The organism is Ancylobacter radicis (assembly GCF_018449475.1).
In the GTDB taxonomy this organism is placed as follows: Bacteria; Pseudomonadota; Alphaproteobacteria; order Rhizobiales; family Xanthobacteraceae; genus Ancylobacter; species Ancylobacter radicis.
On the sequence record NZ_JAHCQH010000015.1, the window covers coordinates 855106 to 871055 of the forward strand.

Genomic DNA, 15950 nt, shown 5'->3' on the forward strand with positions numbered 1-15950 from the left:
ACCCCGCTCACTCCGCCGCGACGGAGATGCGGCGGCTCTGGCGCGCGAAGGCGTCATAGTCTTCCTGCCACTCGGACGGGCCGTTCGAGCGCGAGATCTGCACGGCGGTGACCTTGAACTCGGGGCAGTTGGTGGCCCAGTCGGAGAAGTCCGTGGTCACGACGTTGGCCTGCGTCGTCGGGTGGTGGAAGGTGGTGTAGACGACGCCCGGCGCCACGCGGTCGGTGATCTGCGCGCGCAGCGTGGTGCCACCGGCGCGGCTGTCGATGCGGACCCAGTCGCCCTCGCGCACGCCGCGCTGCTCGGCATCGTGCGGGTGGATTTCCAGCACGTCCTCGGGATGCCAGGCCACGTTCTCCGTGCGGCGGGTCTGCGCGCCGACATTGTAGTGGCTGAGGATGCGGCCCGTGGTGAGCAGCAGCGGGAAGCGGGCGCCGGTGCGCTCATCCGTCGGCACATATTCGGTGACGACGAACTTGCCCTTGCCGCGCGCGAACCCGTTGATGTGCATGATCGGCATGCCCTCGGGGTTGGCGTCGTTGCACGGCCACTGCACCGAACCCAGCTCATCCAGACGCTTGAAGGAGACGCCGGCGAAGGTCGGGGTCAGCGCCGCGATCTCGTCCATGATCTGGGCCGGGTGGGTGTAGTTCCAGTCGAGCCCGATGGCGCGGGCGAGCATCTGGGTGACTTCCCAGTCGCCATAGCCGTTCTTCGGCGCCATCACCTTGCGCACGAGCTGGATGCGGCGCTCGGCATTGGTGAAGGTGCCGTCCTTCTCGAGGAAGGTGCAGCCCGGCAGGAAGACATGGGCGTAGTTGGCGGTCTCGTTCAGGAACAGGTCCTGCACGATCACCAGCTCCATGGCCGCGAGGCCCGAGGCGACGTGATGCGTGTCCGGGTCGGACTGGAGGATGTCCTCGCCCTGGATGTAGATCGCCTTGAACGTGCCGTCGACGGCGGCGTCCAGCATGTTGGGAATGCGCAGGCCCGGCTCGGCATCGAGCGGACGGCCCCACATCGCCTCGAAGGTGGCGCGGGTGGCGTCGTCGGAGATGTGACGGTAGCCCGGCAGCTCATGGGGGAACGAGCCCATGTCGCACGAGCCCTGCACGTTGTTCTGGCCGCGCAGCGGGTTCACGCCGACGCCGCGACGACCGATATTGCCGGTCGCCATGGCGAGGTTGGCGATCGCCATCACCGTGGTCGAGCCCTGCGAGTGCTCGGTGACGCCGAGGCCGTAATAGATCGCCGCATTGCCGCCGGTGGCATAGAGCCGGGCGGCGCCGCGGATCAGCTCGGCCGGCACGCCGGAGAGCTTCTCGACTTCTTCGGGCGAGTGGCGCGGATCGGCGACGAACTCGGCCCAATCCTGGAACTCGTCCCAGTCGCAGAACTGGCGGACATAGCCCTCATTCACCAGCCCCTCGGTCACCACCACATGGGCCAGCGCGGTGACGACGGCGACATTGGTGCCCGGCTGGAGCGGCAGGTGATAATCGGCGGTGATGTGGGGCGAACGCACCAGGTCGATGCGGCGCGGATCGACGACGATCAGCTTGGCGCCCTGGCGCAGCCGCTTCTTCATGCGCGAGCCGAACACCGGGTGGCCGTCGGTCGGGTTGGCGCCGATCACCAGAATGACGTCGGAATCCTCGACCGAATCGAAGTCCTGCGTGCCCGCCGAGGTGCCGAAGGCCTGATTGAGGCCGTAGCCGGTCGGCGAATGGCAGACGCGGGCGCAGGTGTCGACATTGTTGGTGCCGAAGCCGGCGCGGATGATCTTCTGGACGAGATAGGCTTCCTCATTGGTGCAGCGCGAGGAGGTGATGCCGCCGACCGACTTGCGGCCATAGGTATCCTGGATGCGCTTCAGCTCGGAGGCGGTGTAGGCGATCGCCTCGTCCCACGACACCTCGCGCCACGGGTCGGTGACCTTGGCGCGGATCATCGGCTTGAGGATGCGGTCCTGATGGGTGGCATAGCCCCAGGCGAAGCGGCCCTTGACGCAGCTATGGCCGCGATTGGCCTTGCCATCCTTCCAGGGCACCATGCGGACCACTTCCTGACCGCGCATTTCCGCCTTGAAGGTGCAGCCGACGCCGCAATAGGCGCAGGTCGTCACCACCGAATGCTCGGGCGTGCCGATGTCGATCAGGCGCTTCTCGGAGAGGGTGGCGGTCGGGCAGGCCTGCACGCAGGCGCCGCAGGAGACGCATTCGGAGGTGAGGAAGGCTTCCGACTGGCCGGGCGAGACGCGCGAACCGAAGCCGCGGCCGGAGATGGTCAGCGCAAACGTGCCCTGAACTTCCTCGCAGGCGCGCACGCAGCGATTGCAGACGATGCACTTGGCCGGGTCATAGGTGAAATAGGGGTTGGACTCGTCCTTGGGCATGACGAGCTCGGAGGTGGGGGCGAAGTGGTTGGCGCCCTCCATGCCGTAGCGCACCTCGCGCAGGCCGACCGCGCCGGCCATGTCCTGCAGCTCGCAATCGCCATTGGCGGCGCAGGTCAGGCAGTCCAGCGGGTGGTCGGAGATGTACAGCTCCATCACGCCCTTGCGCAGCTGCGCGAGGCGGGCGGTCTGGGTGTGCACCTTGATGCCCGGCGCGACCGGCGTGGTGCAGGAGGCCGGGGTGCCGTTGCGGCCCTCGATCTCGACCAGGCAGAGGCGGCAGGAACCGAACGCTTCCAGCGAATCGGTGGCGCAGAGCTTGGGGATCTGGGTCCCCATTTCCATCGCCGCGCGCATGATCGAGGTGCCTTCCGGCACCGAGATTTCCATCCCGTCAATGGTGAGCGTCACCATCTTGTCGGTCTTGGGGGCGGGCGTACCGTAGTCGATCTCATGGACGAGTGACATGTGCAGCGTCCTCCTCATTCAGCGGCTTCGAGGCGGCGCGGGGCGCCGAATTCCTCGGGGAAATGGTTCATCGCGCTCAGCACCGGATACGGGGTAAACCCGCCAAGGGCGCAAAGCGATCCAAGCTTCATGGTCTGGCAGAGGTCGGTGAGCGTCGCGAGGTTGGCCTCGACGCGCTCGCCGGCGATGATGCGGTCCATCAGTTCGACGCCGCGCGTCGAGCCGATGCGGCAGGGCGTGCACTTGCCGCAGCTCTCCACCGAGCAGAACTCCATGGCGAAGCGCGCCATCTTCTTCATGTCGGCATTCTCGTCGAACACGACGATGCCGCCATGGCCGATCAGCGCGTCCTTCGCGGCGAAGGCCTCGTAGTCGAAGGGCAGGTCGAACTGCCAGGTCGGCACATAGGCGCCGAGCGGGCCACCGACCTGCGCCGCCTTGACCGGCTTGCCGGTCGCGGTGCCGCCGCCGATCTCGTTCACCAGCTCGCCGAGCGTGATGCCGAAGGCGGTCTCGAACAGGCCGCCGAACTTCACATTGCCGGCGATCTGGATCGGCATCGTGCCGCGCGAGCGGCCCATGCCGAAATTGGCGTAGAACTCGCCGCCATCGGCCAGGATGTGCGGCACGGCGGTCAGCGAGAGCACGTTGTTGATGACGGTCGGCTTCTGGAACAGGCCCTTATGCGCCGGCAGCGGCGGCTTGGCGCGCACCGTGCCGCGCTTGCCTTCCAGGCTGTCGAGCAGCGCCGTCTCCTCGCCGCACACATAGGCGCCGGCGCCCATGCGCACTTCCATGTCGAAGCTGTAGGGCGAGCCGCCGATATTGGCGCCGAGCATGCCGTTGGCGCGGGCCACCTCGACCGCCTTCTCCATCGCCCAGATGGCGTGCGGATATTCCGAGCGGGTGTAGACATAGCCCTTGGTGGCGCCCACCGCGATGCCGGCGATGGTCATGCCCTCGATCAGCTCGAAGGGGTCGCCTTCCATGATCATGCGGTCGGCGAAGGTGCCGGAATCGCCCTCGTCGGCGTTGCAGACGATGTATTTCCGGTCGGCCTGGGCGTCGGCCACGGTCTTCCACTTGATGGCGGTCGGGAAGCCCGCGCCGCCGCGCCCGCGCAGGCCGGACTTCTTGACTTCCTCGATGATCCCCGCCGGGCCAAGGGTGAGCGCGCGCTCCAGCCCCTTATAGCCGCCATGGGCGCGGTAATCGGCATAGGAGGCCGGGTCGATGATGCCGCAGCGCGCGAAGGTGAGGCGCGTCTGGCGAGCCATGAAGGGGTGTTCTTCCGGCTTGCCGATGCGCAGCTCATGGGCGCCGCCATCCAGGAAGCCGGCGGCGAACAGGCTCGCCACGTCGTCGGCGCCGACCGGGCCGTAGCCGATGCGGCCTTCCGCCGTCACCACCTCGACCAGCGGCTCCAGCCACAGCATGCCGCGCGAGCCGTTGCGGATGATCTCGACCGGCTGGCGCGCCGCCAGCGCGGCCGCCTGGATCGCCTCGACCACCTCGTCGGCGCCGCAGGCGATGGCGCAGGCGTCCTTGGGAACGTAGATGCGAATGGTCACGACTGCGCCTCCGAGATCAGGGCATCGAGCCGGCGCTCGTTCAGCCGCGCGACGATCTTGCCGTCCAGCATGGCCGAGGGGGCGGTGGCGCACAGGCCGAGGCAGTAGATGGGCTCGACCGTGACGCGGCCATCGGCCGTGGTCTCGCCAAGCTTGCAGCCGAGCCTGTGCTCGGCATGGGCGGTGAGCGCGTCGCCGCCGGCGGCCTGGCACGCCTCGGCGCGGCAGATCTTCAGCACGTGGCGGCCGGCCGGCTCGTGCCGGAAATCATGGTAGAAGGTCACGACGCCATGCACTTCCGCGCGCGAGACGTTCAGCGTCTCGGCCAGCATCGGCACCACGGCGTCCGGCACATAGCCGAAGGTCTCCTGCACCGCATGAAGCATGGGCATGAGAGGACCCTCGAGGTGCGAGAACTCCTCGATCACCGTGCGGGCGCGCTCCTCGCTCCAAGGTTCGTAATGCGGCATTTTCTCCCGGGCCTTCTTTTAGAATTTTCCAAACAGACATTCCTATGTCGTTGATACGAAATCAATTCGGGTGTTCCGTGCATTGATAGAATTTTTCTATCAACAAGCTGCGGCCCGCCATCGTCGGCGCCCGCGTCCCGCCGCCATCTGTTCTGCAAATGTTCTTGACGGGCGATGCCGAACCGCTAGATTTCCCTTGGGGCGCCTCGGTTCGGGGCGCGGGCGACGGGGGCGCGGCATGGTCCAGCGCGTGGCGACGGTGGCGTTCGAGGGCGTCGAGGCACGCCCGGTCGACGTTCAAGTTCAGGTGAGCCCGGGACTGCCGGCCTTCAATCTGGTCGGGCTGGCCGACAAGGCGGTCACCGAGGCGAAGGAGCGGGTGCGCGCCGCGCTCATCGCCTCGGGCCTCGCGCTGCCGGCGCGGCGCATCACCGTCAACCTCGCCCCGGCGGATTTGCCCAAGGAAGGCAGCCATTACGACCTGCCGATCGCGCTCGGCCTGATGGCGGCGATCGGCGCCATCGCCGGCGACGCGCTGGACGGTTTCACCGTGGTCGGCGAACTGGCGCTGGACGGGCGCATCGCCCCGGTTGCCGGCGTGCTGCCGGCCGCCATCGGCGCCAATGCGCGCGGCCATGGCCTCATCTGCCCCGCCGCCTGCGGCCCGGAGGCCGCCTGGGCCAGCCCGGACATGTCGGTGCTCGCCCCGCACTCGCTGGTGCAGCTGGTCAATCATTTCGCCGGTCGGCAATTGCTGGCCCGGCCCGAGCCGCGGCTCGACAGCGGCAGCACCAGCCTGCCGGACCTCGCGGAGGTGAAGGGGCAGGAGACCGCCAAGCGGGCGCTGGAGATCGCCGCCGCCGGCCGGCACAATCTCCTGCTGTCCGGCCCGCCCGGCGCCGGCAAGTCGATGCTGGCGCAGCGCCTGCCCTCCATCCTGCCGCCGCTCACCCCGGCGGAGCTGCTGGAAGTCTCGATGATCACCTCGGTGGCCGGCGCGCTGCAGGGCGGGGCGCTCACCAATCGCCGGCCGTTCCGCGCGCCGCATCATTCCGCCAGCATGGCGGCGATGGTGGGCGGCGGCATGCGGGCCCGGCCGGGCGAGGTCTCGCTCGCCCATAATGGCGTGCTGTTTCTCGACGAATTGCCGGAATTCGCCCCGGCCGTGCTGGATTCGCTGCGCCAGCCGCTGGAGACCGGCGAGGCGGTGATCGCCCGCGCCAATCACCGCATCTCCTATCCCGCCCGCTTCCAACTGGTGGCAGCGATGAATCCATGCCGCTGCGGGCGGGCCGGCGAGCCCGGCCACACCTGCCGGCGCGGGCCGCGCTGCGCCAGCGACTATCAGGACCGGCTCTCCGGGCCGTTCCTCGACCGGATCGACCTGCATCTCGACGTGCCCTCGGTCTCGGCGGTCGATCTGGTGCGGCCGGGCCCGACCGAATCGAGCGCGGCGGTGGCCGCGCGGGTGTTCGAGGCACGCCGCGTGCAGCGCGAACGCTACCGCGCCCTCGGTCGCCCGGATTTGTCGACCAATGCCGAGGCGAGCGGCCCGATCCTGGAAGAGATTGCCGCCCCGGACGAGGCCGGCGCCGCCCTGCTGGCCGATGCCGCCCGGCTGATGCGGCTGTCCGCGCGTGGCTATCACCGCGTGCTGCGGGTCGCCCGCACCTTGGCCGATCTCGGCGGGGCGGAGACGGTCGGGCGCAGCCAGCTCGCCGAGGCGCTGGCCTATCGCGCCGCCGCCGACCGCGCCGCCGCGGCCGCGTGACGGAGGAGGAGTGGGAGAGGACGGGAGCAAATGGACAGCAGGCGTCATCCCGGACGGCCACAGGCCGAGCCGGGATAGCGCGCCGCGAAAGTCCTCCGACGATCCCGGCTCTCCGCTTCGCTGCGGCCGGGATGACGCCTGCGGACTCGGGGCGATGACAGGGGCGGCACGATGACGGGGGACGGCGCGAGACCGGAGCGCCGCCGTTTCCAGACAAGCCGAGCGTCGCGCCCCACCCCCACCACGTCATGGCCGGGCTTGACCCGGCCATCCACGCTTTCCCGCCCCCCGCACGCAGCCAAAGACATGGATCCCCGGATCACGCCCGGGGATGACAGCGGGATGAAGAGAGGGCGTCATCCCGGACGGCCACAGGCCGAGCCGGGATAGCGCGCCGCGAAAGTCCTCCGACGATCCCGGCTCTCCGCTTCGCTGCGGCCGGGATGACGCCTGCGGACTCGGGGCGATGACAGGGGCGGCACGATGACGGGGGACGGCGCGAGACCGGAGCGCCGCCGTTTCCAGACAAGCCGAGTGTCGCGCCCCACCCCCACCACGTCATGGCCGGGCTTGACCCGGCCATCCACGACTTCCCGCCCCCCGCACGCAGCCAAAGACATGGATCCCCGGATCACGCCCCGGGGATGAGGGCGGGTGCGGATGGCGCCCCGCCGCCTGACGTAGAGATGATCTGTCACATGCTCGTCCTAGAGATGTGATTCCTCTTGGCGGATCGCTATACTTGAGCCGAGGTTGGGGGTTGCCATGACCGAGATGCTGGCCGACGCGAATGTCGAAGCGGTGCCCGCCACCGCGTCCTCGGTGTTTCGGGCGTTTCTCAAGCCCGGCCTGCTGCCCCCGGCCCTGCTGAAGCCCTTCACGCCGAAGACCGCCCGGCCCGCCTCGCCCGCCCCGTCGCGCTTTTCCCCCGCCGCCTTCGCCCCTTCGCGCCTGATGCCGGCGCTGCGCTCCTATTCGGGCCTGCGCCACCGCGAGAGCCGCGCGCCCACCGGCCCGTCGACCCTCGGCCGGATCGGCGCGCTGGAAGTGCGCCTTGCCGTCACGGCGGCGGATGTGCGGCGCGCCCAGCGCCTGCGCTATGAGGTGTTCTACGAGGAAATGTCGGCGATCCCGGCCGCCGCGGCGCGGATCGCGCGGCGCGACTTCGACCAGTTCGACGCAATTTGCGACCATCTCCTGGTGCTCGACCACGATAATTGCCGCGTCGTGCGCGGGCGCCGCGAGCCGCGCGTGGTCGGTACCTACCGGCTGCTGCGCCAGAGCATGGCCGAACGCCATGGCGGCTTCTACACCGCCAGCGAGTTCGACATCGGCCCGCTGCTGGCGCGCCATCCCGGCCGCCGCTTCCTGGAGCTGGGCCGCTCCTGCGTGCTGCGCCCCTATCGCACCAAGCGCACCGTCGAGCTGCTCTGGCACGGCATCTGGGCCTATGTCCGCCGACACGGCATCGATGTGATGTTCGGCTGCGCCAGCCTTGAGGGCACCGATCCGCAGGCGCTGGCCCGCCCGCTCGCCTTCCTCCACCATTTCGCCCCGGTCGACCCGGAATGGTCGGCCGATGCCCTGCCGCGTCACGCCGCAGCGATGGACCGCCTCCCGGTCGAGGCGCTCGACGCCAAGGCGGCGCTGAACGATCTCCCCCCGCTGATCAAGGGCTATCTGCGCCTCGGCGCGCAGATCGGGCGCGGCGCCGTGGTCGATCACCAGTTCGGCACCACCGATGTGCTGATCGTGCTGCCGGTCGAGCGCATCAATGCGCGCTATCTCGATCATTTCGGCGTCAATGGCGAGCGCCACGCCGCCTGAGCGCGCGCCAACCGCCCTGACACTCAATGCCGCCGATACCCGCGCCGGACCCGCGCGGAACGAGCTTGCACGAAACGAGCTTGCGCGAGGTAGCGCGTCGCCCGCCGGTGACGCTGCGCCGTCGTGCCTTTTTCGCCCGGCACGAAGGCGCGATCTTGCAGCCGCCCCGCCCCTCGCCCATATCTGAACGCAACGGGACGCCGTCACCGGGTCCCATCACGCAAAGTCGCTTCGAACGAGGACTTTGGGACATGTCGCGTATTCCCTCGCTGTCGAGCCCCTTCCTGCTCGGCTTTGACGAGGTCGAGCGAGCTCTCGACCGCGTCATGAAAGGCTCCGACGGCTATCCGCCCTACAATGTGGAGCGGGTCGCGCTGTCGGGCGAGCCCGACCGTCTGCGGATCACGCTGGCGGTCGCCGGGTTCACCCGCGAGCAGCTGGAAGTGATCGTCGAGGAGAAGCAGCTCGTCATCCGCGGCCGGCAGGCCGACGAGACCGAGCGCGTCTATCTTCACCGGGGCATCGCCGCCCGCCAGTTCCAGCGCACCTTCGTGCTGGCCGACGGCATGCGCGTGCTCGGGGCCGACCTGAAGAACGGTCTTCTGTCGATCGATCTCGCCCGGCCGGAACCGGAACGCGTCATCCGACGTATCACCATAGCGACCGATGAGTGAGGGGCCCCAAAGCCGGTCTCGACAGCTACGAAAGGAGTCGCGGACCATGACCAACGAATTCCAGATCGACGCTTCCTCGGCAGGCGACGCCATCGCCGGCGCGCTCTCCCCGGAAGCCTTCGCCAATCTCGGCGACGGGCACATCGCCTATGTGCGCCCGATCCGCTCGGAAGACGCGGCCGAGATGTTTCCCCAGGCACGGCTCGCGCCGGGTCTCCAGCTTTTCACCCTGCACGGGGCGGACGGCACGCCGATCATGCTGACCGACAGCCGCGAGGCGGCGATCGCCTCCGCCCATCAGAACGAGCTGGTGACGCTCAGCGTGCACTGAGCAGCTCGGACGGATCGGCCGGACTGGCCTGATCGTCCACCCGACTGCACTGACAATCCACGGCCGGCCGCCGGGTAATCCCCCGCGACCGGCCGTTTTTTTCAGCCGTGACGGGCCTCGATGGCGTCCCAGACCTTGCCCGCCAGGTTCCCCCCGCCGAGGCGCTGGATCGCCCGCAGCCCGGTCGGGGCGGTGACGTTGATCTCGGTGAGGTAGCCGCCGATCACGTCTATCCCTGTGAGAAGCAAGCCTTTTTCCCGCAGCGACGGCCCCAGCCGCTCGCAGATCTCGCGCTCGCGCGGGGTGAGATCGGTCTCCTTGGCGGCGCCGCCGCGCACCATATTGGAGCGCAGATCGCCCGCGCTCGGCACCCGGTTCACCGCCCCGGCGAACACGCCATCCACCAGGATGATCCGCTTGTCCCCCGCGCTAACCGCCGGAAGAAACTGCTGAATCACCCACGGCTCCCGGAAGACCTGCGCGAACATGTCGTAGAGCGAGCCGAAATTGAGGTCGTCGCGGGTCAGCCGGAACACCGAGGAGCCGCCATGGCCATAGAGCGGCTTGGCCACGATATCGCCGAACTCCTCGCGGAAGGCCTTGATTTCATTGAGATCCCGCGTGATCAGCGTCGGCGGCATCAGGTCCGGGAACTCGGTGACGAAGATCTTCTCCGGCGCGTTGCGCACATGGGCGGGATCGTTCACCACCAGCGTGCGCGGGTGCACCCGCTCCAGCATGTGGGTGGCGGTGATGTAGTTGAGATCGAAGGGCGGATCCTGCCGCATCAGGATCACGTCGAAACTGTCGAGCCGCACCCGCTCCGGCGCCCCGAGGGTGAAATGATCGCCCTTCACATCGCGCACCTCGACCGGCTCGACGGTGGCGAACACCTCGCCGTCGCGCATGGCGAGACGGTCGGTGGTGTAATAGGCGAGGCGATGGCCGCGCGCCTGGGCTTCCAGCATGAGGGCGAAGCCGGAATCGCCAGCGATGTTAAGGCGTTCGATCGGGTCCGTCTGGATGGCGACGTTCAAGCTCATGGGAGTTCCGTCTGAAGCATCGGTGGGGCGGCCGCGCCGCGGGTCTCTGCTGATGTAGTCCCTCGCCGGCCGATGCGCCACGGGGGCGGGCGGGTCACTCCGCCTCGAACGCTCCGGGAAGGTGTTGCGGCGCCCGGCCCGGTGCGATCAGCACCACATCGAGCCGCATGTCGAGACCGGCCAGCTCAGGATTATCCGCCAGAAAAATCTCCGCCGCTCCGGCAATGCGCCGCCTCTGGCGGGGAAGAAGCGACTCGGCCGCGCGGACCAGCGTGCCGCGCGCCTTGACCTCGACAAAGATGACAAGATCGGCGCGGCGGGCGACGAGGTCGATCTCGCCGCGCGCCGTGCGCACACGCTTGGCCAGGATGACGAAACCCTGTCCCTCCAGAAGGGCCGCGGCCATCGCCTCCGCGTCGACGCCGCGCGTGAAGGCGGCGCGCCGGGCAGGGGTGGAGGGCCGCCTCATGGCCGGGTCATTCCTGCCCCTGAAGGGCCAGCGCACGGGCATAGATGGCGCGGCGCGGCAGTCCGGTTGCGGTCGCGACCGCGATGGCCGCATCCTTCACCGACAGCGTGGCGAGCGCCTGCCGCAGGGCGGCATCGACATCGTCCGGGGAGGCCTCCTCAGCCAGCGGCGGACCGATCACCAGCACGATCTCGCCCTTGGGCGGGCCCGCTTCAGCATAATGGGCCGCCAGCGCGCCGAGCGTACCGCGTCGTACCTCCTCGAAGGTCTTGGTAAGCTCGCGACACACCGCCGCCGGCCGGGCACCGAGACCGGCGGCAAGATCGGCGAGGCTCTCCGGGAGCCGTGGGCCGCTCTCATAGATCACCAGCGTCGCCGGCAGCGTTTTCAGCTCGGCAATGCGGGTCTGCCGGGCGCCGCTTTTGGGCGGCAGGAAGCCCTCGAAGAAAAAGCGGTCGGTGGGCAGTCCCGCCGCCACCAGCGCGGCGAGGCTCGCCGAGGCGCCGGGCAACGGAATGACGCGAAAACCGCCGGCAATCGCCGCTTCCACCAGCTTGTAGCCGGGGTCGGAGACCAGGGGCGTGCCGGCGTCCGAGACCAGCGCGACCGTCCCCCCTTCGGAGAGCCTGGCCAGCAGGCGCGGGCGCATATGCTCGGCATTATGATCGTGATAGGCCAGCAGCGGCGTTTCGATTCCGTAACGATCCAGCAAACGGCGGGTAACGCGGGTGTCCTCGCAGGCGATCAGATCCGCGCCGGCCAGCGTCTCCAACCCGCGCAGGGTGATGTCACCGAGATTACCGATCGGCGTCGCCACGATGTGCAGGCCGGGCAACAGGCGCGGGGCGGGCAGGCTCTGGCCGGCAAGGCGGAAGCCACGGAAACGGTCGGCGGGAGGGGGAGTGTTCATCGCGACGAGTGTAGAGCCCCGCGCGGCCGGCGAAAAGCAAGGGCGAAGCCGTAAATCGCGCCGTGAAGGGGTGGATATGTCGGCAATTGATTCTCCCCCACCCCGGCATGAGGTGACAGGTCCCGGCGGCGCACCTTAAAACAGCAACAGGCTCGCCGGACGGGCCATCCGCAAGGCTGGACACATCACAGGCATGCAGGACGAACGCAACAGGCCGGGCCTCCGCCCCGCTTTCATCGGCAGCAGCCGGCGCGCCTTCCTGCTCATGGCGGGCAGCGCGGCCCTGTCGGCCTGCGGCTCGATCCGCGACACGCCGCCGCCGCAGGCCGAGATCGCGCCGGTGGAGCCCGCCGCGCCGCAGCTTCCGGCGAATGTGCTCGGCACGGGAACGGTGCGGATCGGCCTCATCCTGCCGCTGAGCGCCAGCGGCAATGCCGCCCTTGCCGCGCAGTCGCTGCGCAATGCGGCGGAAATGGCGATCGCGGAATTCACCGGCGCGAACATTCAGCTCATCGTCAAGGACGATACCGGCACCGGGCCGGGTGCGCAGGCCGCCGCCCAGCAGGCGATCGACGAGGGGGCTCGTGCCATCATCGGCCCGGTCTTCGCCCACACGGTGGCCGCCGCCGGCCAGGTCGCCCGCCAGCGCGGCGTGCCGGTGGTCGGCTTCTCGACCGACACGAATGTGGCGACGCAGGGCGTCTATCTGCTGAGCTTCCTGCCGCAGACCGATGTGGATCGCGCCATCCGCTACGCCGCCTCCATCGGCCGGCGCTCCTTTGCCGGCCTCGTGCCGGACAATGCCTATGGCTCGGTGGTGGAGGCCGCCTTCCGCGAGACAGTGCCCGTTGTCGGTGGTCGGGTGGTCGGGCTGGAGCGTTACGCCACAGGCGAGGCGCAATATGCCGAAGCCGCCCGGCGCATTGCCGGTTCGGCGGCGCAGGCCGATGCGCTGTTCCTGCCCGATGCGGCCGATGCGGTGCCGCAAATCCTTCAGGCACTGGACAAGGCCGGGGTGAACCTTTCTGGCAAGCAGCTTATCGGCACCGGCCTGTGGGACGACCGCAAGCTCTTTACCGCCCAATCGGTGGCCGGCGGCATCTTCGCCGCGCCCGACCCGGCAGGATTCCGAGCCTTCGCCGAACGCTATCGGGCACGGTATGGCCGCGAGCCGGTGCGCACCGCGACGCTCGCCCATGACGCGGTGTCGCTGATGGCGGCGCTGGTGACAGCCCATGGCGAGGTCGGCATCACCGATGCGGCCATTCAGAACCCGTCGGGCTTCACCGGCATTGACGGGATTTTCCGCTTCCGGGCGGATGGCACCAACCAGCGCGGCCTCGCCATCATGCAGATCGGCGGCGGCACGGTGCAGATCATCAGCCCCGCGCCGCGCAGCTTCGCGCAGGCGAGCTGACGCGCCTGAGCGCGCCTCACGCCGCGAGATCGGCCACGATGGCGTCGAGCACCGGAAAGCCGAGCGACGTCACCCGCAGCCGGCCGCCCGGCATTTCCTCGACCATGCCTTCCTCCACCAGCGCAGCCACGCGCTCGGGAGTCACGTCCCGTCCCGCAAGACGGGCAAATCGCTGGCGGTCAATGCCTTCCTTGAGACGCAGTCCCATCAGCAGGAGCTCATCGGCCTGCTCGGCACGCGACAAGGTCTCCTCCTGGATGATCCCATGTCCGTCCGCCTCGACCCGGCCCAGCCACGCTTCCGGGCCGCGCTCGGTGGAAGTGGCGAGGCGCCCCTCCGGCGTGTCGAGCCGTCCATGCGCGCCCGGGCCGATGCCGGCATATTCGCCATAGCGCCAGTAGAGCAGATTATGGCGGCTCTCGGCCCCGGGCCGGGCATGGTTCGAAATCTCATAGGCCGGAAGCCCGACCGCCGTGGTCGTCTCCTGTGTCGCGTCCCACAGGGCGCGGGCGAGGTCGCCCTCGGGCAGGCGCAGCTTGCCGGCCGCGTGGAGCGCGGCGAAGGGCGTCCCCTCCTCGATGGTGAGCTGGTAGAGCGAGAGATGCTCGCACCCTTCGTCAATGGCGCGGCGCAGTTCGGCAGCCCAAGCCTCCGGCGTCTGGCCGGGGCGGGCATAGATCAGATCGAACGATACGCGCTCGAAAGCCGAGCGCGCCACCGCGACCGCAGCAAGCGCCTCATCGGCCGTGTGCATACGCCCCAAAGCCTTCAGCGCGGCATCGTCAAGCGCCTGCACACCCAGCGAGACGCGGTTGACCCCCGCCGCGCGATAGCCACGGAAACGCTCCGCCTCCACGCTTGTGGGGTTCGCCTCCAATGTGACCTCGGCACGGGCGTCGAGCGGCCAAGCGGCGTCGATGGCGGACAGGATCGCCCCCACCGTCGCCGGCTCCATCAGCGACGGGGTACCCCCGCCGAAGAACACGCTCTGCGTGCGCCGCTGGCCGATGGCGGCGCGCATGTGCGCGATCTCGGCGCGGAAGGCGGCGATGAAGCGCGCCTGATCCGGCGGGGCGTGGCGGACATGCGAGTTGAAGTCGCAATAGGGACACTTGGCCTTGCAGAACGGCCAATGAACATAGACGCCAAAGCCGGGATCGGCCGGCGGCGGCGCCGCGCGTCCCGCCGGCTGCCAAAGGCCGCTATTCGTCAAATTTCGCCCCGAGGCAGGCGCGGGCAAGCGCCATGAAGGCGCGGGCCCGGTGTGACAGGCCACGCCCGAGCGGCGGAAGCCCGTGCTTTTCCGCACCGCTCATCTCGCCGAAGGTCCGGTCATGGCCGTCCGGCTGGAACATCGGGTCATAGCCGAAGCCGGCCGGACCGCGCGGCGGCCAGACCAGCGTGCCCTCGACCACGCCCTCGAAATCCTCCACATGGCCATCCGGCCAGGCTAGGCAGAGCGCCGAGATGAAATAGGCACGGCGCATGTCTGGCAGGTTCGCGCCGGCGTCGCGCAGTTCCTCCTCGACGCGGGTCATCGCGGCGTAGAAATCCTTCTCCGGCCCGGCCCAGCGGGCGGTGTACAGGCCCGGCGCGCCGCCCAGCGCATCGACGCACAGGCCGGAATCGTCGGCAAAGGCCGGCAATCCCGTGGCATTGGCGGCGGAGATCGCCTTGATGCGGGCGTTTGCCTTGAAGGTGAGACCCGTCTCCTCCGGCTCCGGCAGATCAAGATCGCCCGCCGAAACGCACTCGATCCCATAGGGAGCGAGCAGGCCGCGCATCTCCTCCAGCTTGCCGGAATTATGCGTGGCGATGACGACGCGGCCGGACAGTCGGCGGTTATGGGCGTCCATGGTCAGGCAACCGCCATCTTCTGCAGATCGACCAGCTTGCCGACGCCCTTGCGGGCGAGGCCGAGCATGGCGTTGAACTCGTCCTCGGTGAAAGGCGTCTTCTCGGCCGTGCCCTGCACCTCGACGAAACCGCCGGTGCCGGTCATCACGAAATTCACGTCGGTATCGGCCTGCGAGTCTTCAGCATAATCGAGATCGAGACGCGGCTCGCCCTCGATGATGCCGCAGGACACCGCCGCCACATGGTCGCGCAGCGGGATGGCCGGGATCATGCTGCGCGCCTTCATCCAGCTCAGGCAGTCATGCAGCGCGATCCAGGCGCCGGTGATGGCAGCGGTGCGGGTGCCGCCATCTGCCTGGATCACGTCGCAATCGACGGTGATCTGGCGCTCGCCGAGCTTCTCGAGATCGACCACGGCGCGCAGCGAGCGCCCGATCAGGCGCTGGATTTCCTGGGTGCGGCCGGACTGCTTGCCGGTCGCGGCTTCGCGGCGGGTGCGGTCATGGGTGGCGCGCGGCAGCATGCCGTATTCAGCGGTCACCCAGCCGCGCCCCTGACCCTTCAGCCAGGGCGGCAGACGCTCTTCCAGCGTCGCGGCGACCAGCACATGGGTCTCGCCGAACTTCACGAGGCAGGAGCCTTCCGCGTGGCGCAACACGCCGCGTTCGAAGCTGACGGCACGCATCTCGTCGGACGAGCGGCGGGAAGGGCGCATGCGAAATTCTCCTCGGCGTTGTGGCCGCCCTT

Annotated in this window: 14 protein-coding genes; 5 read left to right on the forward strand and 9 right to left on the reverse strand. The window is 69.0% G+C overall.

The window, feature by feature from the left end; translation table 11 throughout:
* Positions 1-7: 7 nt before the first annotated feature.
* The 3 genes from fdhF to KIP89_RS10020 are packed head-to-tail and all read right to left on the reverse strand — an operon-like array spanning position 8 to position 4904.
* On the reverse strand, positions 8-2863 hold the full coding sequence (gene fdhF, locus KIP89_RS10010) for a formate dehydrogenase subunit alpha (RefSeq protein ID WP_213755211.1): 2856 nt from the start codon (positions 2861-2863) through the stop codon (positions 8-10).
* Between the two features lie 14 nt (positions 2864-2877).
* Positions 2878-4434, reverse strand: coding sequence for a formate dehydrogenase beta subunit (locus KIP89_RS10015; protein ID WP_213755212.1), 1557 nt, complete (start codon positions 4432-4434; stop codon positions 2878-2880).
* Positions 4431-4904 (reverse strand): formate dehydrogenase subunit gamma, encoded by a 474-nt coding sequence (locus tag KIP89_RS10020; RefSeq protein WP_213755213.1) that lies wholly within the window; start codon positions 4902-4904, stop codon positions 4431-4433. Before KIP89_RS10020 ends, KIP89_RS10015 begins: the two co-directional genes overlap by 4 nt.
* 238 nt (positions 4905-5142) lie before the next feature.
* On the opposite strand from KIP89_RS10020, the gene KIP89_RS10025 reads away from it, so the two are divergent.
* From KIP89_RS10025 to KIP89_RS10040, 4 genes are all read left to right on the forward strand, one after another.
* On the forward strand, positions 5143-6675 hold the full coding sequence (locus tag KIP89_RS10025) for a YifB family Mg chelatase-like AAA ATPase (protein WP_213755214.1): 1533 nt from the start codon (positions 5143-5145) through the stop codon (positions 6673-6675).
* A 765-nt stretch (positions 6676-7440) separates the two neighbouring features.
* Positions 7441-8502: a l-ornithine N(alpha)-acyltransferase gene (gene olsB / locus KIP89_RS10030; RefSeq protein ID WP_213755215.1), complete on the forward strand. Its 1062-nt coding sequence runs from the start codon at positions 7441-7443 to the stop codon at positions 8500-8502.
* A 251-nt stretch (positions 8503-8753) separates the two neighbouring features.
* Entirely contained in the window at positions 8754-9176 is a 423-nt protein-coding gene (locus KIP89_RS10035; protein ID WP_213755216.1) for an Hsp20 family protein, read from the forward strand.
* Positions 9177-9222: 46 nt separating this feature from the next.
* Positions 9223-9507, forward strand: a complete 285-nt coding sequence (locus KIP89_RS10040) for a BQ00720 family protein (protein ID WP_213755217.1) — start codon at positions 9223-9225, stop codon at positions 9505-9507.
* A 101-nt stretch (positions 9508-9608) separates the two neighbouring features.
* Here KIP89_RS10040 and gshB read toward each other — a convergent pair whose 3' ends face one another.
* The 3 genes from gshB to rsmI all read right to left on the reverse strand — a co-directional run bounded on the left by gshB (position 9609) and on the right by rsmI (position 11929).
* Positions 9609-10550, reverse strand: a complete 942-nt coding sequence (gshB, locus tag KIP89_RS10045; RefSeq protein ID WP_213755218.1) for a glutathione synthase — start codon at positions 10548-10550, stop codon at positions 9609-9611.
* A gap of 94 nt (positions 10551-10644) precedes the next feature.
* Complete coding sequence (locus KIP89_RS10050) at positions 10645-11019, reverse strand: YraN family protein (protein ID WP_213755219.1); 375 nt, start codon at positions 11017-11019, stop codon at positions 10645-10647.
* Between the two features lie 7 nt (positions 11020-11026).
* Entirely contained in the window at positions 11027-11929 is a 903-nt protein-coding gene (rsmI, locus tag KIP89_RS10055; protein WP_213755220.1) for a 16S rRNA (cytidine(1402)-2'-O)-methyltransferase, read from the reverse strand.
* Between the two features lie 193 nt (positions 11930-12122).
* Here rsmI and KIP89_RS10060 point away from each other — a divergent pair, with 193 nt between their 5' ends.
* On the forward strand, positions 12123-13346 hold the full coding sequence (locus tag KIP89_RS10060; RefSeq protein WP_213755221.1) for a penicillin-binding protein activator: 1224 nt from the start codon (positions 12123-12125) through the stop codon (positions 13344-13346).
* Positions 13347-13362: 16 nt separating this feature from the next.
* Here the strand turns inward: KIP89_RS10060 and hemW are convergent, their stop codons facing one another.
* Genes hemW through rph form a run of 3 tightly spaced genes read right to left on the reverse strand, consistent with a single transcriptional unit; the run spans position 13363 to position 15918 of the window.
* The gene (gene hemW, locus KIP89_RS10065; RefSeq protein ID WP_213755222.1) at positions 13363-14559 is read right to left on the reverse strand and encodes a radical SAM family heme chaperone HemW; all 1197 of its coding nucleotides are present in this window, start codon (positions 14557-14559) and stop codon (positions 13363-13365) included.
* Positions 14549-15202, reverse strand: coding sequence for an RdgB/HAM1 family non-canonical purine NTP pyrophosphatase (gene rdgB, locus KIP89_RS10070; RefSeq protein ID WP_213755223.1), 654 nt, complete (start codon positions 15200-15202; stop codon positions 14549-14551). Before rdgB ends, hemW begins: the two co-directional genes overlap by 11 nt.
* Before the next feature lie 2 nt (positions 15203-15204).
* Positions 15205-15918 carry a ribonuclease PH gene (rph, locus tag KIP89_RS10075; protein WP_213755224.1) on the reverse strand — a complete coding sequence of 238 codons (714 nt, stop codon included), beginning with the start codon at positions 15916-15918 and terminating at the stop codon, positions 15205-15207.
* Between the last annotated feature and the right edge of the window lie 32 nt (positions 15919-15950).

Excerpts from the sequence above, each read along its gene's own strand:
- KIP89_RS10035 (WP_213755216.1), top strand. The coding sequence starts at position 8,754 with ATGTCGCGTATTCCCTCGCTGTCGAGCCCCTTCCTGCTCGGCTTTGAC.
- gshB (WP_213755218.1), bottom strand. The coding sequence starts at position 10,550 with ATGAGCTTGAACGTCGCCATCCAGACGGACCCGATCGAACGCCTTAAC.
- KIP89_RS10050 (WP_213755219.1), bottom strand. The coding sequence starts at position 11,019 with ATGAGGCGGCCCTCCACCCCTGCCCGGCGCGCCGCCTTCACGCGCGGC.
- rdgB (WP_213755223.1), bottom strand. The coding sequence starts at position 15,202 with ATGGACGCCCATAACCGCCGACTGTCCGGCCGCGTCGTCATCGCCACG.
- rph (WP_213755224.1), bottom strand. The coding sequence starts at position 15,918 with ATGCGCCCTTCCCGCCGCTCGTCCGACGAGATGCGTGCCGTCAGCTTC.
- KIP89_RS10060 (WP_213755221.1), top strand. The coding sequence starts at position 12,123 with ATGCAGGACGAACGCAACAGGCCGGGCCTCCGCCCCGCTTTCATCGGC.
- olsB (WP_213755215.1), top strand. The coding sequence starts at position 7,441 with ATGACCGAGATGCTGGCCGACGCGAATGTCGAAGCGGTGCCCGCCACC.
- KIP89_RS10025 (WP_213755214.1), top strand. The coding sequence starts at position 5,143 with ATGGTCCAGCGCGTGGCGACGGTGGCGTTCGAGGGCGTCGAGGCACGC.
- fdhF (WP_213755211.1), bottom strand. The coding sequence starts at position 2,863 with ATGTCACTCGTCCATGAGATCGACTACGGTACGCCCGCCCCCAAGACC.
- KIP89_RS10020 (WP_213755213.1), bottom strand. The coding sequence starts at position 4,904 with ATGCCGCATTACGAACCTTGGAGCGAGGAGCGCGCCCGCACGGTGATC.
- KIP89_RS10040 (WP_213755217.1), top strand. The coding sequence starts at position 9,223 with ATGACCAACGAATTCCAGATCGACGCTTCCTCGGCAGGCGACGCCATC.
- rsmI (WP_213755220.1), bottom strand. The coding sequence starts at position 11,929 with ATGAACACTCCCCCTCCCGCCGACCGTTTCCGTGGCTTCCGCCTTGCC.